Consider the following 20047-nt stretch of genomic DNA (forward strand, 5'->3'; position numbering starts at 1 on the left):
ATGAACGTTGATCAAACACGGGGTGTCGGGAGTTACCGGCACCCCTTTTTTATGGAGAACCGCAACAAATTGTTCAAATAGATCCGGAGGTGGAGCGTTATCAGTAAGGAACATATGATCAATGATGAAATTCGGGCCAGAGAGGTCCGGTTGGTTGGAGCGGAAGGTGAGCAAATCGGAATTACGCCGATCCGCGAGGCGCTGCAGATGGCGATTGATCTGAATTTGGATTTAGTCAACGTAGCTCCGCAGGCGAAACCGCCGGTATGCCGCATCATGGATTACGGCAAGTTCCGTTATGAAACACAGAAGAAAGAAAAGGAAGCGCGTAAGAATCAGAAGATCGTTGATCTTAAGGAAGTCTGGTTCCGTGCTAACATTGAAGAACATGATTATCAGACCAAGTTCCGCAATGTGATCAAATTCCTGGGTGAAGGCGATAAAGTGAAGTGCTCCGTTCGTTTCCGCGGACGTGAGATCACACACGCGAACATCGGCCAGAAGATCCTGGAACGCGTTAAGAATGAAGTGGTTGATATAGCTGTTGTGGAGCGCCAGCCTAAGCTGGAAGGCCGCAGCATGATTATGATTCTGGCTCCTAAGCCTCAATAATTCTGGAGTCACTTGCACAGCAATTTGGCGCCGCATAATATTCAAGGAGGAAACACCATGCCTAAAATGAAAACACATAGCAGCCTGAAAGGCCGCTTCAAGATCACCGGATCCGGTAAAGTTCTGCGCTACAAAGCTCACAAGAACCACTTGCTGTCCCACAAGTCCAAACGTGCTAAGCGCGTATTGAACGGTAATCCTGTTATGGCCCCTGGGGATGTAAGACGTTTGAAACAAGGACTTGCTAACTTGAAATAGTTTGATCACACATTTTTGGGAGGTTTATTATTATGGCAAGAGTTAAAGGCGGCTTTGTAGTTCGTCGTAGACATAAAAAGGTATTGAAGCTGGCAAAAGGTTATTTCGGTTCGAAGCACCGCATTTTCAAAACAGCTAAAGAGCAAGTAATGAAATCGATGGTTTACGCATACCGTGACCGTCGTCAGACTAAGCGTAACTTCCGCAGACTGTGGATCGTTCGTATCAATGCTGCAGCCCGCTTGAACGGTCTTTCCTACAGCAAGCTTGTATACGGCCTGAAACTGGCTGGCGTAGAAGTGAACCGCAAAATGCTGGCAGATCTGGCTGTAAACGACCTGAACGCATTCAACTCTCTGGCTGTTGTAGCTAAAGAGAAGATCAACGCGTAAGTGTTATAAATAACCGAAAAGCACCGCCTGCGGGGGAACCCGTGTGACGGTGCTTTTTTTGTGCGGCTAAGGGTCGGTAACTATTCCCAGTACTTGGTGGTGCTGAGCTGCGCGGCAAGCTTTTTACTGCTGGCGCGTCTGATTTTGCGCAGCTCGGAGCGTTCATCGGCTGATTCGCTGATCAGCTTCTCTTCATCGGTCTCCGGAATAACGGCTGGAACCGGTGCAGGGGTGCCGTCCTCCTCAATAGCTACAAAGGTAAGGAATGAAGTGGCAGCGACGGCACGTTCGCCGGTGTAAAGGTTCTCGGAGATCACCTTGACAAAAACCTCGATGCTGGTACGGCCTGTCCAGGAAACGAAGGACTCGAAGCAGACAGAATCGGATGGACGGATCGGCCTGAGGAAGTCTACGGAGTCTGTAGAGGCTGTTACAACATTCTTACGGCAATGCCGCATAGCTGAAATTGAAGCGACTTCATCTATGATGCTCATCAGCTTGCCGCCGAACAGTGTCTTATGGTTGTTTACGTCATTGGGAAATACCCGTCCTGTCTTAAACACGCGCGATTCGCGGCTGTACTTGAAGGGCGGAACGGTTTGGGAATGGGTTTGCTCTTCCATAGTTTGAATAACTCCCTTTTCTTACAATATGTAAGCATTCATGATAATAGAAAAGCGTTTGGCGTGCAATAATATTATAGACAACTTACAGCGGAAAAATGACTCATGAGGTTTTCTGACGCATTGTGACGGATAATCTAACGCAATATGTCACAGTAAACGTTTTCTTGTGAGAAAATGCAAATAATTATTGACCTGAGGTCATTTATGGACTGGATTTTAGCTTTTTTTGCAGGTATAATTTGAGCTAATGGTATGTCCAAGCAGAAGACAGAAGACATCCAATTTTTTAAGGGGGATCACAATCGATGAAAAAGTTTTTGAAAACGTCGCTCGTTATGTTGACCGCTTGCACAGCTATCCTGGCAGGATGCGGAAACAATAACGCTAACTCAGGAAATGCAGCCAACGGAGAAACCGGCGGTAACGCTGGAACAGCTACTAATGCACCTGCAGCGACTGACGCTCCAAAATCCGATGTGAAGGTCGGTCTGGTTACTGACGTAGGCGGAGTAAACGACAAATCGTTTAACCAATCCGCTTGGGAAGCACTTGAAGCCCTTAAGACAGAAGCAGGCGTTGAAATTAAATATCTGCAAAGTAACTCCAATGCTGACTACGAACCGAACCTTAACCAGTTCGTTAAAGGCGGCTACAACCTGACTTGGGGTATCGGTTTTGACCTTGGTGATGCACTTCTGAAGGTTGCTAAAGAGAACCCGGATGCTAACCTGGCAATCATCGACAGCGTAGTAGACGCTCCTAACGTTGAATCCGTAACATTCGCTGAGAATGAAGGCTCCTTCCTGGTTGGTGTGGTTGCAGGTCTGACTACAAAAACTAACAAAGTAGGTTTCATCGGCGGTATGGAAAGCCCGGTTATCAAACGTTTTGAAGTTGGCTTTAAAGCCGGCGTTGAAGCAGTTAACCCTGATGCAACGGTAAGCATCACTTATGCAGGTGCATATGACAAGCCTGACACTGGTAAATCCCTGGCTGCTACTCTGTACAATGCCGGTAACGACATTATCTTCCCGGCTGCAGGCGCAACTGGTAACGGTGTGTTCAATGAAGCTAAGTCCCGCAACGATGCAGGCGGCGACAAAGTATGGGTTATCGGTGTAGACAAAGACCAATCCCTGGAGTTTGGTGATGAAGTAACCCTGACTTCCATGATCAAACGCGTTGACGAAGCGGTTAAGAGAGTATCCCAGCAAGTGGTTGACGGAACCTTCAAAGGCGGTACTACAACTGTACTGACTCTGAAAGACAACGGTGTAGGCCTTCCTGAGACTTCCAAGGCTAACGTTTCCGCTGAAATCCTGGCTAAGGTAGAAGAGTACAAACAACAAATCATCGACGGAACTATCGTTGTTCCTGGTGAGTAATACTTGTCTTGATTGTTTTGCTTAACAGCATAGAACAAGGGAACAAGGCCGGTCTTTAAGCTGGCCTTGTTCCCTGTTAAGGTATGATTTGGTTTGATACAGATAGCCGCCCCGTCCAGGGCGGTTAACCGTGTCTGTAAGGTATTTATATATTCTGTGATGAGGGTGATTCCATGAGTGCTGCGGCTCCTGTCGTAGAGTTGAAGCAAATCACAAAACGCTTTCCCGGTATTGTCGCGAACGACTCCATAAGTCTGACGCTCAAAAAAGGGGAGATTCATGCACTGCTCGGGGAAAACGGGGCAGGCAAGTCAACCTTGATGAATATCGTATTCGGACTATACCAGCCCGATGAAGGCAGCATTGAAATCGACGGGAAACCGGTAATTATCGATAGCCCCAATAAAGCTATTGAGCTTGGCATTGGTATGGTTCACCAGCATTTCAAGCTTGTTGAGCCTTTTACGGTGACTGAGAATATTGTTCTTGGCATGGAACCGAAAAAAGGTCTTAAAATCGACTATAAATCCGCAGCGGAACAGGTTCGTAAGCTGTCCGAGCAGTACGGCCTGCAGGTTGATCCGAATGCCCGGATTCATGATATTTCGGTCGGCATGCAGCAGCGGGTAGAAATTATGAAAACCCTGTACCGCGGAGCGGATATACTTATATTCGACGAGCCTACCGCTGTTTTAACGCCTCAGGAAATAACAGAATTAATGGCGATTATGAAGCGGCTCGTTGCAGAGGGCAAGTCCATCATTCTGATTACGCACAAGCTTAAGGAAATCATGCAGATCTCTGACCGGGTAACCATTATCCGCCGGGGTAAAGTAATTGATACTGTTGAGACTTCCGGCACAAACCCGAATGAGCTTGCTGAGAAGATGGTCGGACGCGGTGTAACCTTCAAGGTGGATAAGCAGGTTCCGCATGTCGGGGACAGCGTGCTTAAGCTGACAAATGTCAACAGCAAGAGCAAGGACGGGGTTCCTGTCCTGAACGGTCTCAGCTTTGAAGTCAAGGCAGGGGAGATCCTGGGTATTGCAGGTGTCGACGGCAACGGACAAAGTGAACTGATCCAAGCCATTACCGGCCTGCGCAAGATTGATTCAGGCTCCATTAAGGTTTCAGGACAGGAGATTGCCAACCTGTCGCCGCGTAAGATTTCCGAACTGAACGTTTCCCATATTCCGGAGGACCGCCACAAACACGGTCTGGTACTGGATTTCACCGTAAGCGAGAATATGGTACTCGAAACTTATTATATGAGCCCTTATAATCAAGGCGGATTCCTCAAGATGGATGTTATTGACCGCCACGCTGAGGATTTGATTAAGCAGTTTGACGTCCGCACCCCATCTATTGAGACCAAGGCGCGCTCCCTGTCAGGCGGTAACCAGCAGAAAGCGATTATTGCTCGGGAAATAGACAAAAATCCGATTCTGCTGATTGCAGCGCAGCCGACGCGCGGTTTGGATGTTGGGGCGATCGAGTTCGTACAGAAGCAGTTGATCGCCCAGCGTGACCAGGGCAAAGCTGTACTTCTGATTTCCTTCGAGCTGGATGAAATTATGAATGTGTCCGACAGGATTGCCGTGATTTATGAAGGCCAAATCGTCGGTGAAGTGTTCCCGCAGGATACGAATGACCAGGAACTGGGTCTGATGATGGCGGGCAGCTTGAAGCGGGGAGGAAACGCGGGTGCATAGATTGAAAAAAATCTTCGCAACAGACAGCTATGTCGTGCCTCTGGTTGCGATTCTACTGGGCTTCCTGGTCGGCGCCGTCGTTATGCTCATTGGCGGATACGATCCTATAGCTGCATACTCGGCATTGTTTAAACGGGTATTCGGCAGTCCCTATGACTTTGGTGAGGCCATCCGTGAGATGACTCCGCTGATGTTCACCGGTCTTGCTGTTGCCTTCGCCTTCCGCTCAGGGATGTTCAACATCGGTGCTGACGGGCAGGTGCTTATTGGTATGACTGCGGCTACTCTGGTGGGAATCAAGCTGGCCGGCCTGCCGATGTTCCTGCTGGTTCCGCTTGCTGTAATTGCAGCCGGACTTGCCGGTGGACTGTGGGCCGGTATTGCCGGATACTTGAAGGCAAAGCGCGGTATTAACGAAGTTATAACTACAATCATGCTGAACTGGATTGCGCTGTATCTGTCGAATTATATTGTGCGGAACTTTCTGCTGCTCAAAGGCCAGAATCGTTCCGAAGATATACCGGCATCGTTGTCCATGACCTTCCTGAACGGGGTATTCGACAATGCCCGTGTTCACTGGGGAACAGCTATTGCGATTTGTGCGGCCATTTTCTTCTATGTTTACTTATGGAAAACCAAACAGGGCTACGAAATGCGTGCGGTAGGCCTGAATCCGAATGCTGCTGAGTATGCCGGGATGAATGTTGGACGTAACGTTGTGAAGGCCATGTTTATCAGCGGCGCATTTGCCGGACTTGCAGGTGCGGGTGAAGTGCTGGGCGTATTCCACTACCAGTCTGTATTCGCTGCATCGCCAGGCTACGGCTTCAACGGGATTGCTGTTGCTTTGCTGGGTCTGACACATCCGCTTGGTGTTATTCTGGCGGCTATACTGTACGGTATGCTCACTTACGGTGCTGCGGGTATGAGCTTCGGGGCGGATGTTCCGCCGGAGCTGATCCGTATCGTAATCGGGTCCATCATATTCTTTATTGCAGCACAAGGAATTGTCCGCTGGGTGCTTAAGCCCTTTTATCTCAAGCGGAAGAAAGAGAAGGTGTCATAAATGGATTTAGTGACGTTAGGACAATTGCTCAATACGACGCTTGTTTTTTCCACGGCGCTCATTTTCGCCGCACTTGGCGGCATCTTCTCTGAACGTTCCGGTGTTGTAAATATCGGTCTTGAAGGCTTGATGATGTTCGGTGCTTTTGCTGCTGCGGTAGGCGGACATTATGCGCAGGATGCAGGGATGGGAGCCTGGGCTCCTTGGGTTGGCGTGCTCTGTGCAATGGCAGTCGGAGTTATCGGCTCGCTGATCCATGCGGTTGCGTCAATTACCTTCAAAGCGGATCAGACCATCAGCGGTACGGTTATCAACTTCCTCGCGGCAGGAAGTACGCTGTACATGGTTAAGCTGTTTTTTGACGGGGCAGGCGAGTCTCCGCTGATTGACGGATTCAAGAAGTTCTCAGTTCCTGTATTGTCCAAAATCCCGGTTATCGGTGAAGGCATATTCAATTCCTATCCGACAACCTATCTGGCGATCATCCTTGTTATCGTCATTTATTTTGTACTGTTCAAAACGCCATTTGGTCTGCGTCTCCGCGCTGTCGGAGAGCATCCGAGTGCGGCAGATACCCTTGGTGTCAATGTAAAACGGATGAGATACATCGGTGTAATGCTGAGCGGTCTGCTGGCAGGGATCGGCGGAGCGACCATCACCTTGACGACTACAGGCACGTTTGCGCATAATACGATTTCCGGTCAGGGCTTCATTGCTATTGCCGCAATGATCTTTGGTAAATGGAATCCGCTGGGTGCCTTTGGAGCAGCTGTATTCTTCGGCTTCTCGCAGGCGATACGCAACTATGTGCAGCTGTTCGAATGGTCGAAGAGCATTCCGCAGGAATTCATTTTCATGATTCCGTATGTACTGACCATTATCGTATTGGTAAGTGCCGTAGGACGCTCCTCTGCGCCCAAAGCATTGGGAGAACCGTACGATCCGGGTAAACGTTAAAGTAACGAGTCTGTGCATTTGTGCAGCATCAAAAGATCAGGAGCGCATGTCCAGTTTTGCTGGATATGCGCTTTTTGCTGTTTTCCGGCTGTGTTCCCGTTGCCCGCATGTCTGCCCGGGGAGCTGCCGGGACAGCTGTACAGGCGAACGCTATCTAATCCGAATAGACTATGGTTGAAGCTCAGCTAACAAAACGAAGTGTATGCTTCCGAAGTAAGTTTTGTACGAAGAAATCCCAAGGAAGCTAAGCTCACAAAACTTTTAAGGAGGAATATTATGGCACAGCCAGTTACAAAGAAACAGGTTATGAAGCTGGTCGGCAAGCATATCGTCGCTGTAAAAAAAGATGGCTCGAAGGTGACGGGCAAGCTGGTGCGCGTTGCGGGCAACCGTCTTATTCTGCAGCGTGTAAGTGGTAAAAAAGTGCAAACCAAAGCCCTGATTCCGCTGGTGCTGTTTGATCTGCTTGCTGTTGGTACGGCTCCTTATGCCGGCTACGGCGGCGGTTATGGCTACGGCGGGGGACCGTACGGAGGTTACGGGCCTGGGCCCGGCTACGGAGGCTATGGGCCTGGACCGGGTTACGGAGCTCCTTATCCGCCAATCGGCTTCTTTTAGGCTTAACTGAACTGCTTCTCGAATTCAAAGCAAAAATTCTGCGGCTGATAACGGGCTACGCTGTAGCCCATTTTTTCATAAAAGGAAATACCAGCTGTATTCCCGGTGTCAACAGCTACCCTGGCCCGCTTACAGCCGCGGGATAATGCAAAACGCTCTGCACGGTCCATCAGCATATTCCCCCAGTGCTTGCGGCGTGCAGCCGGGGCGATGGCCAGCATATCAATATAGAGCAGATCACCGTGCAGCATGAAATGGACAAACCCCAGCGGATCGCTCTCATAGTCAGGACAGGCTACAAGGGTAACACCCTGGCTTAAACGGCGGGGCAGGTCCTTTCTGACCTGGTTAATTATAGTCTGCGGCAGATGTGACAACGGGACGAGCTGCTTTTCAATTAAATCCATAATGACGCTGTCATCCTGCTTGGGTCTGCGGTAACGAATCATCGCACGTCCCCCTTTCCACGCATTGTCGTACATCATATGCCTGCAGCGGTGTGGGCGTTACGAAAGCAAAGAACAACGTTTTGTGACAGATTAGGAAATATGGGTATTGACTTATCCATGTGAGGAATCATATAATGTGTCTAAACATTTTAACGAACATACTTGTATCGGCAATGATGAGGACGAAGTTTTAAGGGCTCTTTTGCTCAGAGAGTGTGAGGATCTGCTGCAACCTCCACCAAAACCCCTTATATACGAGCTCACCTCGGAGCTGTTTTCCTGAAAGGTCCATCAGTAAGAGCGGTGGAATTATTAGGGGGAATCGTTTGGTCCGCGTTACGGACTTCAGGTTACAAAGATTTGGGCCCTGCCTACATCGATGGATTTTTGTTACCTGATAAGGCGTTGCATCGCGAGATGTAATGCAAACATGGGTGGTACCACGGAAGATCAACCTTTCGTCCCTCACGCGCTTTACTTTGGCGCGTGGGAGGCGAAAGGTTTTTTTGATTTAGACCCCCTATTGCTGGATAAAAGACGGTCCGTCATTAGCATAATGAATGTTAACTATCGAAGGGAGGAATACTGATGAGCGCGCAAACACCGGAAGTGCGGTCTACAGAAGAGTTACGGGAGAAATGGAAAAATCCAGAGGTGATATCGGGCTCTGAAGTCCTGCTGCGCAGCCTGGTTCTGGAGGGTGTAGACACTGTGTTCGGTTATCCCGGCGGAGCGGTACTATATATCTACGATGCCCTTCACGGTTTTGATGACTTCAAGCATATCCTGACCCGCCATGAGCAGGGCGCGATTCATGCGGCTGACGGCTATGCAAGAGCAAGCGGTAAACCGGGCGTGTGTATTGCAACCTCCGGCCCCGGAGCAACGAATCTCGTTACCGGCATTGCAACGGCGTTTATGGACTCGGTTCCGCTTGTAGTCATTACGGGAAATGTCTTCTCCAGCCTGATTGGAACAGACGCCTTCCAGGAAGCTGATATTACAGGAATTACGATGCCGATTACGAAGCACAGCTATCTGGTGCGGGATGTTGAAGACCTGCCGCGGATTATCCATGAAGCGTTCCATATTGCGAATACCGGACGCAAGGGTCCGGTACTGATCGACATTCCGAAGGATGTATCGGCAGCGAAGACGCTGTTTACACCCGTACAGTACCAGGGAGTCAATCTTCGCGGTTATAACCCGCGTACGGTTCCGAACAAGCTGCAGCTTGATAAGCTGATCCGGGCAATCTCAGCGGCGGAGCGTCCAATTATTATAGCGGGCGGCGGCGTTATCTACTCCGGAGCACATGAAGCAATGACCGAATTTGTAAAACGGACAGAAATTCCGATTACAACAACCCTGCTGGGACTTGGCTGCTTCCCTAGTGCAGAAGATCTCTGGATGGGAATGCCGGGTATGCACGGCACTTATACAGCCAATAATGCCATACAGCAGTGTGATTTGCTGATTAACATCGGTGCAAGATTTGATGACCGCGTGACCGGCAAGCTGGACGGCTTTGCACCGAAAGCAAAGATTGTCCATATTGATATCGACCCTGCAGAAATCGGCAAAAATGTCACTCCGGATATTCCGATTGTCGGCGATGTGAAGACGGTGCTGGAAATGCTGCTTCCGGATCTTACCCGCGCTGCCAATGCGGATGCCTGGAGAACGCAGATTGCCCAGTGGAAGCAGGAGAAACCTCTCCGCTATAACGATTCGGACACAGAGCTTAAGCCGCAATGGGTCATTGAAATGATTAATGATACAACAAAAGGCGAAGCTATTGTTACAACTGACGTCGGCCAGCATCAGATGTGGGCTGCACAGTATTATAAATTTAACCACCCGCGCTCATGGATTACTTCCGGAGGCCTCGGAACAATGGGCTTCGGATTCCCGTCAGCGATCGGCGCACAAATGGCTCAGCCGGATCGGCTGGTAGTTTCCATCAACGGCGACGGCGGTATGCAGATGTGCTCCCAGGAGCTTGCTATCTGTGCTATCAATAATATCCCGGTCAAAATCGTAGTCATCAACAATCAGGTTCTGGGTATGGTACGGCAGTGGCAGAATCTCATTTATGAGAAGCGCTATAGCTACACAGACCTCGCCGGAAGCCCGGACTTTGTAAAGCTGGCTGAAGCTTACGGTGTAAAAGGACTGCGGGCAACGAACAAAGAAGAAGCAGGCGCAGCGTGGAAAGAAGCACTGGAAACGCCGGGACCCGTTCTGGTAGAATTCGTTGTTCCCAAAGACGAGAATGTTTACCCGATGGTAACTCAAGGGTCAACCATTGATCAAATGCTTATGGGGGATGAATGACAGTGATGAAACACACCATTTCTGTGCTTGTGAATGACCAGCCGGGTGTACTGCAGCGGGTATCAGGCTTGTTCGGCCGCCGCGGCTTCAATATTGAGAGTATTACGGTCGGGCAGTCCGAAGAAACCGGGCTGTCCCGGATGGTTATCGTTACACTCGGTGACCAGCATACGCTGGAGCAGATTGAGAAGCAGCTTTACAAGCTGATCGATGTCATCAAGGTGGTGGATCTTGGTTCCAAGCCGATGGTTGCCCGTGAGCTGGCCCTGATCAAGGTAAAAGCCGAGCCGGCTGAGCGCCCGGAAATCATGGGTGTTGTTGAGACATTCCGTGCTTCCGTAGTTGATATCGGCACGAACAGCCTGTTGGTTCAGGTGGTAGGAGATACCCAGAAAATCGATGCGATGATTGAGCTGCTGAAGCCTTACGGAATCAAGGAGCTGTCCCGCACCGGAGTTACCGCAATGATCCGCGGTAATGCCTAGTCGGTATATTTTACAGCTTTAACGGATTGCTGCTTGTATGCATTAATTTGATAATATTATAACGAATTGCCCGCGAAAGAGCGGGGACTTGAGGAGCAGTTCAGAGCTGCGAGTCCAGACGGCCTCAGGTGCTCTTGAAGTACCCGCTCTTTACGATGGGTCCCAAATTAAAGGAGGATATTGACAATGGCAGTGACAACTTACTATGAACAGGATGCAGAACTCAGCGTATTAAAAGGAAAGACAGTTGCGGTAATCGGGTACGGTAGCCAGGGGCATGCCCAGGCGCAGAACCTGCGCGACAGCGGTCTTCAGGTTGTCATCGGCCTGCGTGAAGGTAAATCCTTTGAAACCGCCAAGAATGACGGCTTTGAAGTATTGCCTGTAGCTGAAGCAGTATCCCGTGCAGATGTAGTACAAATTCTGTTGCCTGACGAAACACAGGCATCCGTATATAAAAATGATATTGAGCCTAACCTCAAAAAAGGTGCAGCTCTGATGTTCTCCCACGGCTTTAACGTGCATTTCGGCCAGATCGTTGCTCCTAAGGATGCTGACGTGCTTCTGGTAGCACCTAAATCCCCGGGCCACATGGTACGCCGTACTTATGTTGAAGGCTTCGGCGTTCCTGGTCTGATCGCAATCGAGCAGGATGCAACCGGAAATGCCAAGGCAATCGGACTTGCTTATGCTAAAGGTATCGGCTGTACCCGTGCAGGAGTTATCGAAACTTCCTTCCGTGAAGAAACCGAAACCGATCTGTTCGGTGAGCAGGCAGTTCTGTGCGGTGGTGTATCCGCACTGATCAAAGCCGGCTTTGAAACACTGACTGAAGCAGGTTATGCTCCTGAAATGGCATACTTCGAATGTCTGCATGAGCTTAAGCTGATCGTTGACCTGGTATATGAAGGCGGACTTGCTACTATGCGTGATTCGATCTCCAACACTGCTGAGTACGGTGACTATGTAACTGGACCTCGTATCGTTACAGACGAAACCAAAAAAGCAATGAAAGCTGTACTGACCGATATCCAGCAAGGTAAATTTGCCCGTGACTTTATCCTTGAGAACCAGTCCGGCCGTGCTTTCCTGACTGCTACACGCCGCAACGAAGCCGCTCATCCGGTAGAAGTAGTCGGCAGCCAGCTGCGTGAAATGATGCACTGGATTAAGAAATAGGCTCATATACTTATATCAGCTACAACCAATAGTGTGATGCTCAGATGCGGCCGTGATTTTGCGAGCCGCATTTGAGGGTTTTAGGACAACTTTCAGGAGGTGCTCAGCTTGCGGAAAATCTATGTGTTCGACACGACGCTGCGTGACGGAGAGCAGTCGCCGGGTGTGAACCTGAATACGCGTGAGAAGGTGGAAATCGCCTACCAGCTTGAAAAGCTCGGGATTGACCGGATGGAGGCGGGTTTTCCCGCAGCATCGCCCGGTGATCTGGCTGCGGTGAACGCCGTTGCCCGGGCAGTGAAGGATGTTACCGTTATTGGGCTTTCCCGTTCCAGAGAGACTGATATTGATGCGGTTAAAGAAGCGCTTCAGGGTGCACAGGACCCTTGTATCCATATTTTCCTGGCAACCTCGCCGATTCACCGTCAGCATAAGCTGCGTATGGAAAAAGCCCAAGTCCTTGAAACGGCACAATCCGCAATCCGGTATGCTAAGAAATATTTTTCCAAGCTAGAGTTTTCATTAGAGGATGCGGGCCGTACAGAACGTGATTTCATGGCCGAGATGGTAGCTATGGCGATCCGTGAAGGGGCAAATGTAGTCAATATTCCTGATACCGTCGGTTATTTGAACCCTGCGGAATATGGGGCGATCTTCAAATTTCTGAAGGATACTGTGCCTGATATTGAAAAGGTTCAGCTGAGTGCGCACTGTCATAATGACCTTGGAATGGCGACTGCGAATACGCTGGCTGCAATCCAGAACGGTGCTGACCAGATTGAAGGTACCATCAACGGAATCGGTGAACGTGCCGGGAATACGGCAATCGAAGAGGTGGCGCTGGCGCTGGAGACACGCAGTGAATTTTTCGGAGCCAAAACCTCGCTGGTTCTGTCGGAAATCTCCCGCACGAGCCGTCTGGTGAGCAAGCTTACTGGGATGGTTGTGCCTGGCAACAAGGCGATTGTCGGTGCTAATGCCTTCGCGCATGAATCAGGGATTCATCAGGACGGCATGCTGAAGGAGAAGACCACCTACGAGATCATGACACCGGAAACGATCGGGCTGAAGGAGAGCAAGCTGGTGTTAGGCAAGCACTCCGGACGCCACGCCTTCCGTGATAAGCTCAGTGATCTTGGTTATGATGTTTCTGAGGAAGAAATCAACGCGGCTTTTGCCAAATTTAAGGATCTGGCCGACAAGAAAAAGGAAGTATCGGATGAGGATATCCTCGCTCTTCTGGAAGAGAAGCTGACTGATACGCCTGAAACCTACAGTCTGCAGACTATTTATGTCACATACGGCAATGAAGCCACCCCAACGGCAAAGGTTATTATTAACGGGCAGGAGCCGCAGCCGATCGTAGCAGCTGCTGAGGGGAACGGTTCTGTCGATGCTATCTATAACGCCATCGATCAGGCGACCGGTGAAGAGGTTACACTGGGCGACTATTCGATCAAAGCAGTAAGCCGGGGCAAGGATGCGCAAGGCGAGGTTCATGTTGTACTGTCACAGGGTGAGGTGGCTGCACAAGGCCGCGGACTGAGCACTGATATTCTGGAAGCAAGTGCCAGAGCCTATCTGGATGCGCTGAACAAGCTTATTGAGAAGCGTAAGACATATACACGCCGGGATCATGCACAACTATAGAGCTATTCTATAGAAGAAACGGTTTAAAATAATACCAGCCATACAATCCGCAAAGGGCTCTTTGCGGGATGTATGGCTTTTTTGTGCCGGCCGATGAATAATTTCCATTGTATGCTATTTCACCAAACGAGTGTAAGGGATTTATCAGTACTTTATCAGTGGAAATAGTTAAAATGTAGCTTGTGCAAATTTCACTTATGCGCATTATTGTTACTCAAGCCGTATTTATAGGGATTTTGTAGGGGGAAATGCAGTACTTATATATCTGTTCTTATTAAAGAATGAGAGAGGGAATGAGTCTTGAGATTAATTAAAAAGAAAAAGTGGGCTGTATGGCTCGGTATCGTTATGCTTGTAACAAATGTTGCTACTGCAGTCGGATTTTTTACAAATGTCAATGCAGATGCAGTGGATGGTAACATTACTGAGGATATTATTAAGACCGTAAGCCTGTCCGTGTACGAAAACGGCACGCAGGTTACCAGCAATGTGTACAAGTTCGATTCCGCCTACAGGTTCAATCTGACCTATGAGCTTCCTGATGATACATATAAAGAAGGAGCGAAGTACACCTACATACTGCCAACGCAGCTGGAGATTGATCAGGCATACACGGGTAAGCTGGTTAACAGCGAGTTTCCTGATGGTATGGGGACTTATGCTGTAGGCACTGATAATAAAGTGGTGCTCACATTTAATAAGAATATTGAAGAGCTATTTGATATAAAAGGGAACCTTTGGGTAGAATCCAAGCTGAGCAAGACCAGAGTTACCGGCAGTACCACTCAGCAGCTTCTTTTTCCGATAGCAGGCAATGCGAGTAACTCCATTACGATTAATGTTCAGCCTAATAACGGAGCAGCGATTAAAAAAAGCGGAGTTGCGTTGCCGCGAACCTATAATGCCAGCACTATCGACTGGACGGTCGATGTAAATACGCTTTTGAATAGAATAGACAATGCCGTAATTACCGATAGCATCCCGGCAGGTCTTGATCTGGATACGGTCTCTATTGCCGTATATGGACTGAACGTTGATGCTCAGGCGAATGTGACTCAGGGTGCGGTGATCAGTCCGGCACTGTACAATACGTCTGCCAGTACGGCAAGGAATCTGAACCTGAAGTTTAATGACTCTATAAATGAAGCCTACCGTGTGAAGTTCTCCGCCCAAATCACAGGTACAAGCTCAACTACTTTTAATAATACAGCAACACTGACAGGTACCGGAACACCAGCGACTTCATCTGCAGCTGTCAGCGTCACTTTTGGAAAGGCTCTGGAAAAGACTGCAGGCAGTTTTGATTCAACAAAAGAGGAAATTAACTGGACGGTCAAGTTTAACTACAATGAAAAAACAATACCTGCGTCTCAGGCTGTTCTGACCGATCGCTTTAATATCAGCCAGGATTACGTTGCCGGCTCAATGGTCATTACTAAGATGAAGCTGGATGTGAACGGGAACACAACAACGGACGGGACGCTGACAGCAGGTGTGGAGTATACCTTAACTGATCTCCCTGACGATCCCGCGGTTAATCCTACTACGGCAGGCTTTAAGATTCAGTTCAACAATGATATCAACTCTGCCTATCGGATTGAATATAAGACTAAGGTAGCCGGACGGGTATATGCCGGAGAGAGCATTGTCAATAAAATAACCCAAAATGGACAGACTGTTCAGGCAGCTGCTTCTACCACCCAACGTATTCTGAACAAGCAGGGTGTGGATAAAACGTCAACGCCAACAAATGATGTGGATTATCTCAATAAAACAGTGAAATGGAAAATTAATCTTAACGAAGATAAACGAGACATGACAAACCTCGTGCTGACGGATAAATTCGGGAATGCAGGATTGCAACTGGCAGCAAAACCTGAAATTACTCTCCTGGCGGATTCTTCGGTTAAGCTGGTCGAGAACGTTGATTATGAGATTGAAATGCTGCAACATAACGATTTCAGTACCGGTGATGGCTTTAAAATTATATTTTTAAGGAAGATTACTGAGGCTTACAGAATTACTTACACCACTAAATTCGATTATTACAAGTTAAAAAGCGGGGTATCGGACTTTTCCAATACAGCCTCTATTATGTGGGATGAAAAAGCCGCAGGCACACCAGCGCAGACATCCTCTAGCTCATTTGATCCTGACAGTAAGGTCAAGAACAACGGATTCAAATCAGGCACATATGATGTTGCCAGTAAGAAAATTACCTGGACCGTTGGTGCCAATTATAACAAAAGAGTATTGGCTGCAGGTGCAGAGCTGGTTGACACAATTCCTGCCGGGCAAATTGCAGATGAAAACAGTGTAATTGTTAATAAAATGAATTATAATGCTGCGGGCACTCCTTCTGCCCTAACTCCTGCCCTGGTTAAAAACACGGATTACACCGTTTCTTTGGCAGACGGGAAGCTGCGAGTTAAATTTAAAGATGCTGTGGATTATGCCTTCTATGTGGTATTCAAAACAGAATTTGAAGCAGGAGATGTCAACGCATCAAGCATCACTAATAGAGCTGTTCTGAATAACGCCCAGGGTGACGCCGTTTCGCAAACCTTACAGGGCACTGCAGCTGTAACAAAAGGCGGAGAATATGTAACAAAAACCGGAGCAGTCGATTCTGCAGACAAAACCATGATGAACTGGTCAATCACCATTAATGCGAACCAGTCTATAGTGGATAATGCACAGGTTATTGATACGCCAAGTGCGAATCAGGTACTGCTGCCGGCGAGCTTCCAGGTATTTGAGACTAATATCAGCTCGGGCGGGACAGTAACTGCAACGAATACAAAGCTGACTAAGGATTCAGATTATACGCTCGAATTTACTACGGACTCAAGCGGTAAGGATATTTTCAAACTGGCCTTTAAAAATAACATAACCAAACCTTACATTCTTAAATATCAGTCAGTTATTACGGCAGTTGATAATGTAACGGTTACCAATGCGGCATCTTTCAGCGGTAAAGGTTCTTCAACTATAAGTAAACCTTTTAGCGAGAGCTGGTCCGTTAGAATCGTTGACACCGGAGGTACCGGAAGCGGGGTTACAGGCTCGCTTAGTATACTAAAAACGAATGCTGACAAAACCCTGCCGCTATCCGGGGCTGAATTCTCTCTGGGCCGGATTGTAGGTTCAGAGCTTAAGGATACCAAGACGGCAATCAGCAATTCCAGCGGTAATCTGGAGTTCACCGGGCTGCGGGCCGGGAAATATAAGCTAAAGGAAACGAAGGCGCCAGCCGGATATGCGGTTGATACCACCGAACGTATTGTTACCATTAACTCATCCACACCTGTTCAAATGACAGTAACCAATGACTATAACGGATCACTTAAAGTGACCAAGGTAGCGAAGGGGAATACGTCAACCAAGCTTGCAGGAGCAGAATTTGAGCTGTATAACGCCGCTAACCAGCTAGCCGGATCAGGAACTACGGATGTCAACGGTGAAGTGCTGTTCAGTAAATTAATGGGCGGGAACTACACTCTTAAAGAGACAAAGGCACCTGCCGGTTATGTAATAACAGCAATCAGTACTGCGGTAACCATTGACCCGGCCCAGCAAAAAACATTGACGATAACGAATGATAAAGTGGTGTTAGGCTCACTGAAAATTACCAAGGTGGACCAGGCTAACACATCGAAGGTGCTTACAGGAGCAGAATTCAAGCTGTATGATGCGAACAAGGTTGAGGTTGCAACGGCTACTACTGATGTGAATGGAGTCGCTGAATTCAAGGACCTGAAGCTTGGGGCTTATACATTTAAGGAAACAAAAGCTCCGGCCGGATATGTACTGAACACTGTTGAAGGCAGTGTCAGCCTTACTTCAGCTCAGCCGGATGCAGCGCAGCAGATTACCAATAAGGAAATGCTGGGCTCGCTGAAGCTTACGAAGGTCGATCAGGATGATGCAGTCAAGAAGCTTGCCGGAGCAGAGTTCAAGCTATATGATGCGGGCAAGACTCTGGTAGCAACCAAAACAACAGATGCAGCCGGAGTTGTTGAATTTAAGGATCTGAAGCTTGGTTCGTATACCTACAAGGAAACAGCCGCACCGGCGGGATACGTTCTGAATGACACGGAACGCACGCTCAGCATTACTGCGTCCGTACCGGACGTGCAGCAGCAGATCACGAACAAAGAGATCCTCGGCTCACTGAAGCTGATTAAGGTCGATCAGGATAATGCTGCTCAGAAGCTGGCAGGAGCGGAATTCAAGCTCTACAATTCCAGCGAGGCTGCAGTGGCGACGGGGGTTACTGATGCCAATGGCGAAATCGTGTTTAGTGCTTTGAAGCTTGGGGCTTATACGTTAAAAGAAACCAAAGCTCCAGCCGGATATCAGTTAGATACAGCTGTACACCATGTCAATATTCAATCGGGCGCCCAGATTGCTCTGGACCCGATCAAGAACAAGTTGATCCCGGCTACACCGGCACCGACAGCTTTACCAACGGCTGCACCAACGGCTGCACCAACGCCGTCGCCGACAACGGCTCCGGTAACGGCAAATCCGGGCGGACCGGCTCCGACACCAGCCGCTTCTACCGTACCGGGATCTGTTGTAACGCCTGGCCCTTCAGCAGCGGTAACTCCTGGAGTTACCGCTACACCGGGACTTACGCCAGGACCAGCAGCAGTAACACCTCGGCCGTCACCTGCAGTAAGCAGCGCACCGACGCCGCAAGCGACAACCGCAACGACTATTGAGGATATTCCGATTGACGGCGAAATTCCTCTTGGAGGCATTCCAAGCATTAGTGAAGAGCCGGCACACGGTAAGGCAGTACTTACACCAGATGGTAAATGGACCTATACTCCTGATCCCGGATATACGGGTAAGGATAAATTCACCATTACAGTAACGGATGAGGACGGCAACGAGCAGGAGGTCATTATTGAAGTTGGTATAGATGAAATACCTCTGGGCACGGTCCCTGACAGTAATAATGGTACGGATTCGGATAATGACAATAACGGTCTGCCGGGCAATCTCCCTAAGACAGGTGAAGGAAGTTCGCTTCCGCTGTATCTGGCAGGCGGAGCCCTGGTTATAATCGGTATTATCCTGGCGTTAAGATTCAGAACACGCAATAAGCCGGAGTAATTTAATCGCTCTACACAACCCACCCGCAGCATGTTACGGGTGGGTTTGCTTTATGCCATCACTCAAGAAATCTTCAGACTTCTGAGGAACGTTTTATTGTAAGATAGGGTGGAGATAATTTTTTATAAAAAATAATGGAACGGCTTGCAGGGGAAGCGGAATGTCCGGCGTCTAATGTTATGAAGAAGGAGGGGAGATCGTCTTGGAAGAGGCAGAATGGATTTCAGCCGTGCTTAACGGGCAGAGCCAGGCTTTTGGGCATCTGGTGACGCGTTATCAGGGCATGGTATACCGAGTGTGCATCAAAATAACGGGAGAAGCCGAGTCAGCCAAAGACATGGCCCAGGAAGTCTTCATCAAAGCCTACAAGGCGCTCCCCTCCTTCAGGGGCCAGTCCTCATTCTCCACCTGGCTGTACCGGATTGCTTACAGGACCTGTCTGGACTGGAAACGGGCCAATGACAGAGAGTGGCGGCACCGCAGTACAGCAGATTATACAGAGAATGACTGGGTAACCTCACAAACACCTGAGCAGGCTGCCCTTAGCAAGGAAGCCTCAGAGGAGCTGGATCAGAATCTGAACAGTCTCACAGAACCGTACCGGTCGGTTGTGCAGCTGTATTATTTTCAGCACCACTCCTATCAGGAAATTGCCGAACAGAAGGGCGTCTCGGTCAAAACAGTGGAATCACAGCTCTACAGAGCCAGGCAGATGATGCGAAAAAGCGGGGAGGAATGGCGATGAATTGTGCAACAGTCAAAGAATGGATGCCGTATTATATCGAAGGCACACTGTCTCCGGAGATGGAGCTGAATATCCGTCTGCACATTGAAGCTTGTCCCGGCTGCTCGTCGTGGCTGGAGGAGGCCAAAGGGCTTGCCGCACTGTGGAATGAGATGGAAGCCGGATTAGAAATGCCTGAATCAGGGGATTGTCCCGATATAACGAATGAAGTAATGGCGCATATTGAACAGCTTGAAGCAGGCCGCCGTGAGCGCGCTGTTAGAGCGACCGCAGCCAGACGCCGGACTGCACCGGGGACCTCCTGGATGCACTACGGGGTTGCGGTGGGCCTTACCTTCCTGCTGCTGCAGTTTGGGGTGTTTGAGAATTTGGCCTATGGCATCACCGAGATCAACGGACAGATGTCGACCTCGGTTACGGCATGGTTTAACGCCCAAGGAAGCCAAAAATAA

17 protein-coding genes are annotated in these 20047 nt (G+C 49.1%); 15 read left to right on the plus strand and 2 right to left on the minus strand.

Going from position 1 to position 20047, the window contains the following annotated elements:
- Positions 1-114: 114 nt before the first annotated feature.
- The 3 genes from infC to rplT are packed head-to-tail and all read left to right on the plus strand — an operon-like array spanning position 115 to position 1262.
- Positions 115-612 (plus strand): translation initiation factor IF-3, encoded by a 498-nt coding sequence (gene infC / locus BN3772_RS13900; RefSeq protein WP_039870606.1) that lies wholly within the window; start codon positions 115-117, stop codon positions 610-612.
- A gap of 57 nt (positions 613-669) precedes the next feature.
- Positions 670-870: a 50S ribosomal protein L35 gene (gene rpmI / locus BN3772_RS13905; RefSeq protein WP_019912828.1), complete on the plus strand. Its 201-nt coding sequence runs from the start codon at positions 670-672 to the stop codon at positions 868-870.
- Between the two features lie 32 nt (positions 871-902).
- The gene (gene rplT / locus BN3772_RS13910) at positions 903-1262 is read left to right on the plus strand and encodes a 50S ribosomal protein L20 (protein WP_036649386.1); all 360 of its coding nucleotides are present in this window, start codon (positions 903-905) and stop codon (positions 1260-1262) included.
- Positions 1263-1342: 80 nt separating this feature from the next.
- On the opposite strand, the gene BN3772_RS13915 is transcribed toward rplT, so the two are convergent.
- Complete coding sequence (locus BN3772_RS13915) at positions 1343-1885, minus strand: acyl-CoA thioesterase (protein ID WP_042173767.1); 543 nt, start codon at positions 1883-1885, stop codon at positions 1343-1345.
- Positions 1886-2193: 308 nt separating this feature from the next.
- On the opposite strand from BN3772_RS13915, the gene BN3772_RS13920 reads away from it, so the two are divergent.
- From BN3772_RS13920 to BN3772_RS13940, 5 genes are all read left to right on the plus strand, one after another.
- Positions 2194-3273, plus strand: coding sequence for a BMP family lipoprotein (locus BN3772_RS13920; protein WP_042200126.1), 1080 nt, complete (start codon positions 2194-2196; stop codon positions 3271-3273).
- Between the two features lie 173 nt (positions 3274-3446).
- The gene (locus tag BN3772_RS13925) at positions 3447-4985 is read left to right on the plus strand and encodes an ABC transporter ATP-binding protein (protein WP_042173771.1); all 1539 of its coding nucleotides are present in this window, start codon (positions 3447-3449) and stop codon (positions 4983-4985) included.
- Entirely contained in the window at positions 4978-6051 is a 1074-nt protein-coding gene (locus tag BN3772_RS13930; protein WP_042173773.1) for an ABC transporter permease, read from the plus strand. Before BN3772_RS13925 ends, BN3772_RS13930 begins: the two co-directional genes overlap by 8 nt.
- Positions 6052-7008: an ABC transporter permease gene (locus tag BN3772_RS13935; protein ID WP_042200127.1), complete on the plus strand. Its 957-nt coding sequence runs from the start codon at positions 6052-6054 to the stop codon at positions 7006-7008.
- A gap of 276 nt (positions 7009-7284) precedes the next feature.
- Positions 7285-7626, plus strand: coding sequence for a hypothetical protein (locus BN3772_RS13940; RefSeq protein WP_042200128.1), 342 nt, complete (start codon positions 7285-7287; stop codon positions 7624-7626).
- A gap of 2 nt (positions 7627-7628) precedes the next feature.
- On the opposite strand, the gene BN3772_RS13945 is transcribed toward BN3772_RS13940, so the two are convergent.
- Complete coding sequence (locus tag BN3772_RS13945; protein WP_042173780.1) at positions 7629-8075, minus strand: GNAT family N-acetyltransferase; 447 nt, start codon at positions 8073-8075, stop codon at positions 7629-7631.
- Positions 8076-8663: 588 nt separating this feature from the next.
- Between BN3772_RS13945 and ilvB the strand changes: the two genes are divergently transcribed.
- The 7 genes from ilvB (at position 8664) to BN3772_RS13980 (ending at position 20047) form a co-directional block, all read left to right on the plus strand.
- Positions 8664-10412, plus strand: a complete 1749-nt coding sequence (ilvB, locus tag BN3772_RS13950; protein WP_042200130.1) for a biosynthetic-type acetolactate synthase large subunit — start codon at positions 8664-8666, stop codon at positions 10410-10412.
- A complete protein-coding gene (gene ilvN, locus BN3772_RS13955; protein ID WP_042200131.1) occupies positions 10409-10897 on the plus strand; it encodes an acetolactate synthase small subunit in 489 nt (162 codons plus the stop codon). Before ilvB ends, ilvN begins: the two co-directional genes overlap by 4 nt.
- 186 nt (positions 10898-11083) lie before the next feature.
- Complete coding sequence (gene ilvC / locus BN3772_RS13960; RefSeq protein WP_042173786.1) at positions 11084-12076, plus strand: ketol-acid reductoisomerase; 993 nt, start codon at positions 11084-11086, stop codon at positions 12074-12076.
- A 108-nt stretch (positions 12077-12184) separates the two neighbouring features.
- Positions 12185-13726, plus strand: coding sequence for a 2-isopropylmalate synthase (locus BN3772_RS13965; RefSeq protein ID WP_042173788.1), 1542 nt, complete (start codon positions 12185-12187; stop codon positions 13724-13726).
- Between the two features lie 300 nt (positions 13727-14026).
- Positions 14027-18850, plus strand: a complete 4824-nt coding sequence (locus BN3772_RS13970; RefSeq protein WP_042200133.1) for a SpaA isopeptide-forming pilin-related protein — start codon at positions 14027-14029, stop codon at positions 18848-18850.
- A 202-nt stretch (positions 18851-19052) separates the two neighbouring features.
- Positions 19053-19595: an RNA polymerase sigma factor gene (locus tag BN3772_RS13975; protein WP_052380503.1), complete on the plus strand. Its 543-nt coding sequence runs from the start codon at positions 19053-19055 to the stop codon at positions 19593-19595.
- Positions 19592-20047 carry a zf-HC2 domain-containing protein gene (locus BN3772_RS13980; RefSeq protein WP_042200137.1) on the plus strand — a complete coding sequence of 152 codons (456 nt, stop codon included), beginning with the start codon at positions 19592-19594 and terminating at the stop codon, positions 20045-20047. The genes BN3772_RS13975 and BN3772_RS13980 overlap by 4 nt, the downstream gene beginning before the upstream one ends.

This window comes from Paenibacillus camerounensis (assembly GCF_000723885.1).
GTDB classification, from domain to species: Bacteria; Bacillota; Bacilli; order Paenibacillales; family Paenibacillaceae; genus Paenibacillus_AQ; species Paenibacillus_AQ camerounensis.

Bases quoted from the DNA above. Each gene is read 5' to 3' on its own strand.
- BN3772_RS13925 (WP_042173771.1), top strand. From the start codon at position 3,447: ATGAGTGCTGCGGCTCCTGTCGTAGAGTTGAAGCAAATCACAAAACGC.
- ilvB (WP_042200130.1), top strand. From the start codon at position 8,664: ATGAGCGCGCAAACACCGGAAGTGCGGTCTACAGAAGAGTTACGGGAG.
- BN3772_RS13940 (WP_042200128.1), top strand. From the start codon at position 7,285: ATGGCACAGCCAGTTACAAAGAAACAGGTTATGAAGCTGGTCGGCAAG.
- ilvC (WP_042173786.1), top strand. From the start codon at position 11,084: ATGGCAGTGACAACTTACTATGAACAGGATGCAGAACTCAGCGTATTA.
- rpmI (WP_019912828.1), top strand. From the start codon at position 670: ATGCCTAAAATGAAAACACATAGCAGCCTGAAAGGCCGCTTCAAGATC.
- ilvN (WP_042200131.1), top strand. From the start codon at position 10,409: ATGACAGTGATGAAACACACCATTTCTGTGCTTGTGAATGACCAGCCG.
- BN3772_RS13980 (WP_042200137.1), top strand. From the start codon at position 19,592: ATGAATTGTGCAACAGTCAAAGAATGGATGCCGTATTATATCGAAGGC.
- BN3772_RS13945 (WP_042173780.1), bottom strand. From the start codon at position 8,075: ATGATTCGTTACCGCAGACCCAAGCAGGATGACAGCGTCATTATGGAT.
- BN3772_RS13935 (WP_042200127.1), top strand. From the start codon at position 6,052: ATGGATTTAGTGACGTTAGGACAATTGCTCAATACGACGCTTGTTTTT.
- BN3772_RS13915 (WP_042173767.1), bottom strand. From the start codon at position 1,885: ATGGAAGAGCAAACCCATTCCCAAACCGTTCCGCCCTTCAAGTACAGC.
- BN3772_RS13920 (WP_042200126.1), top strand. From the start codon at position 2,194: ATGAAAAAGTTTTTGAAAACGTCGCTCGTTATGTTGACCGCTTGCACA.
- rplT (WP_036649386.1), top strand. From the start codon at position 903: ATGGCAAGAGTTAAAGGCGGCTTTGTAGTTCGTCGTAGACATAAAAAG.
- infC (WP_039870606.1), top strand. From the start codon at position 115: ATGATCAATGATGAAATTCGGGCCAGAGAGGTCCGGTTGGTTGGAGCG.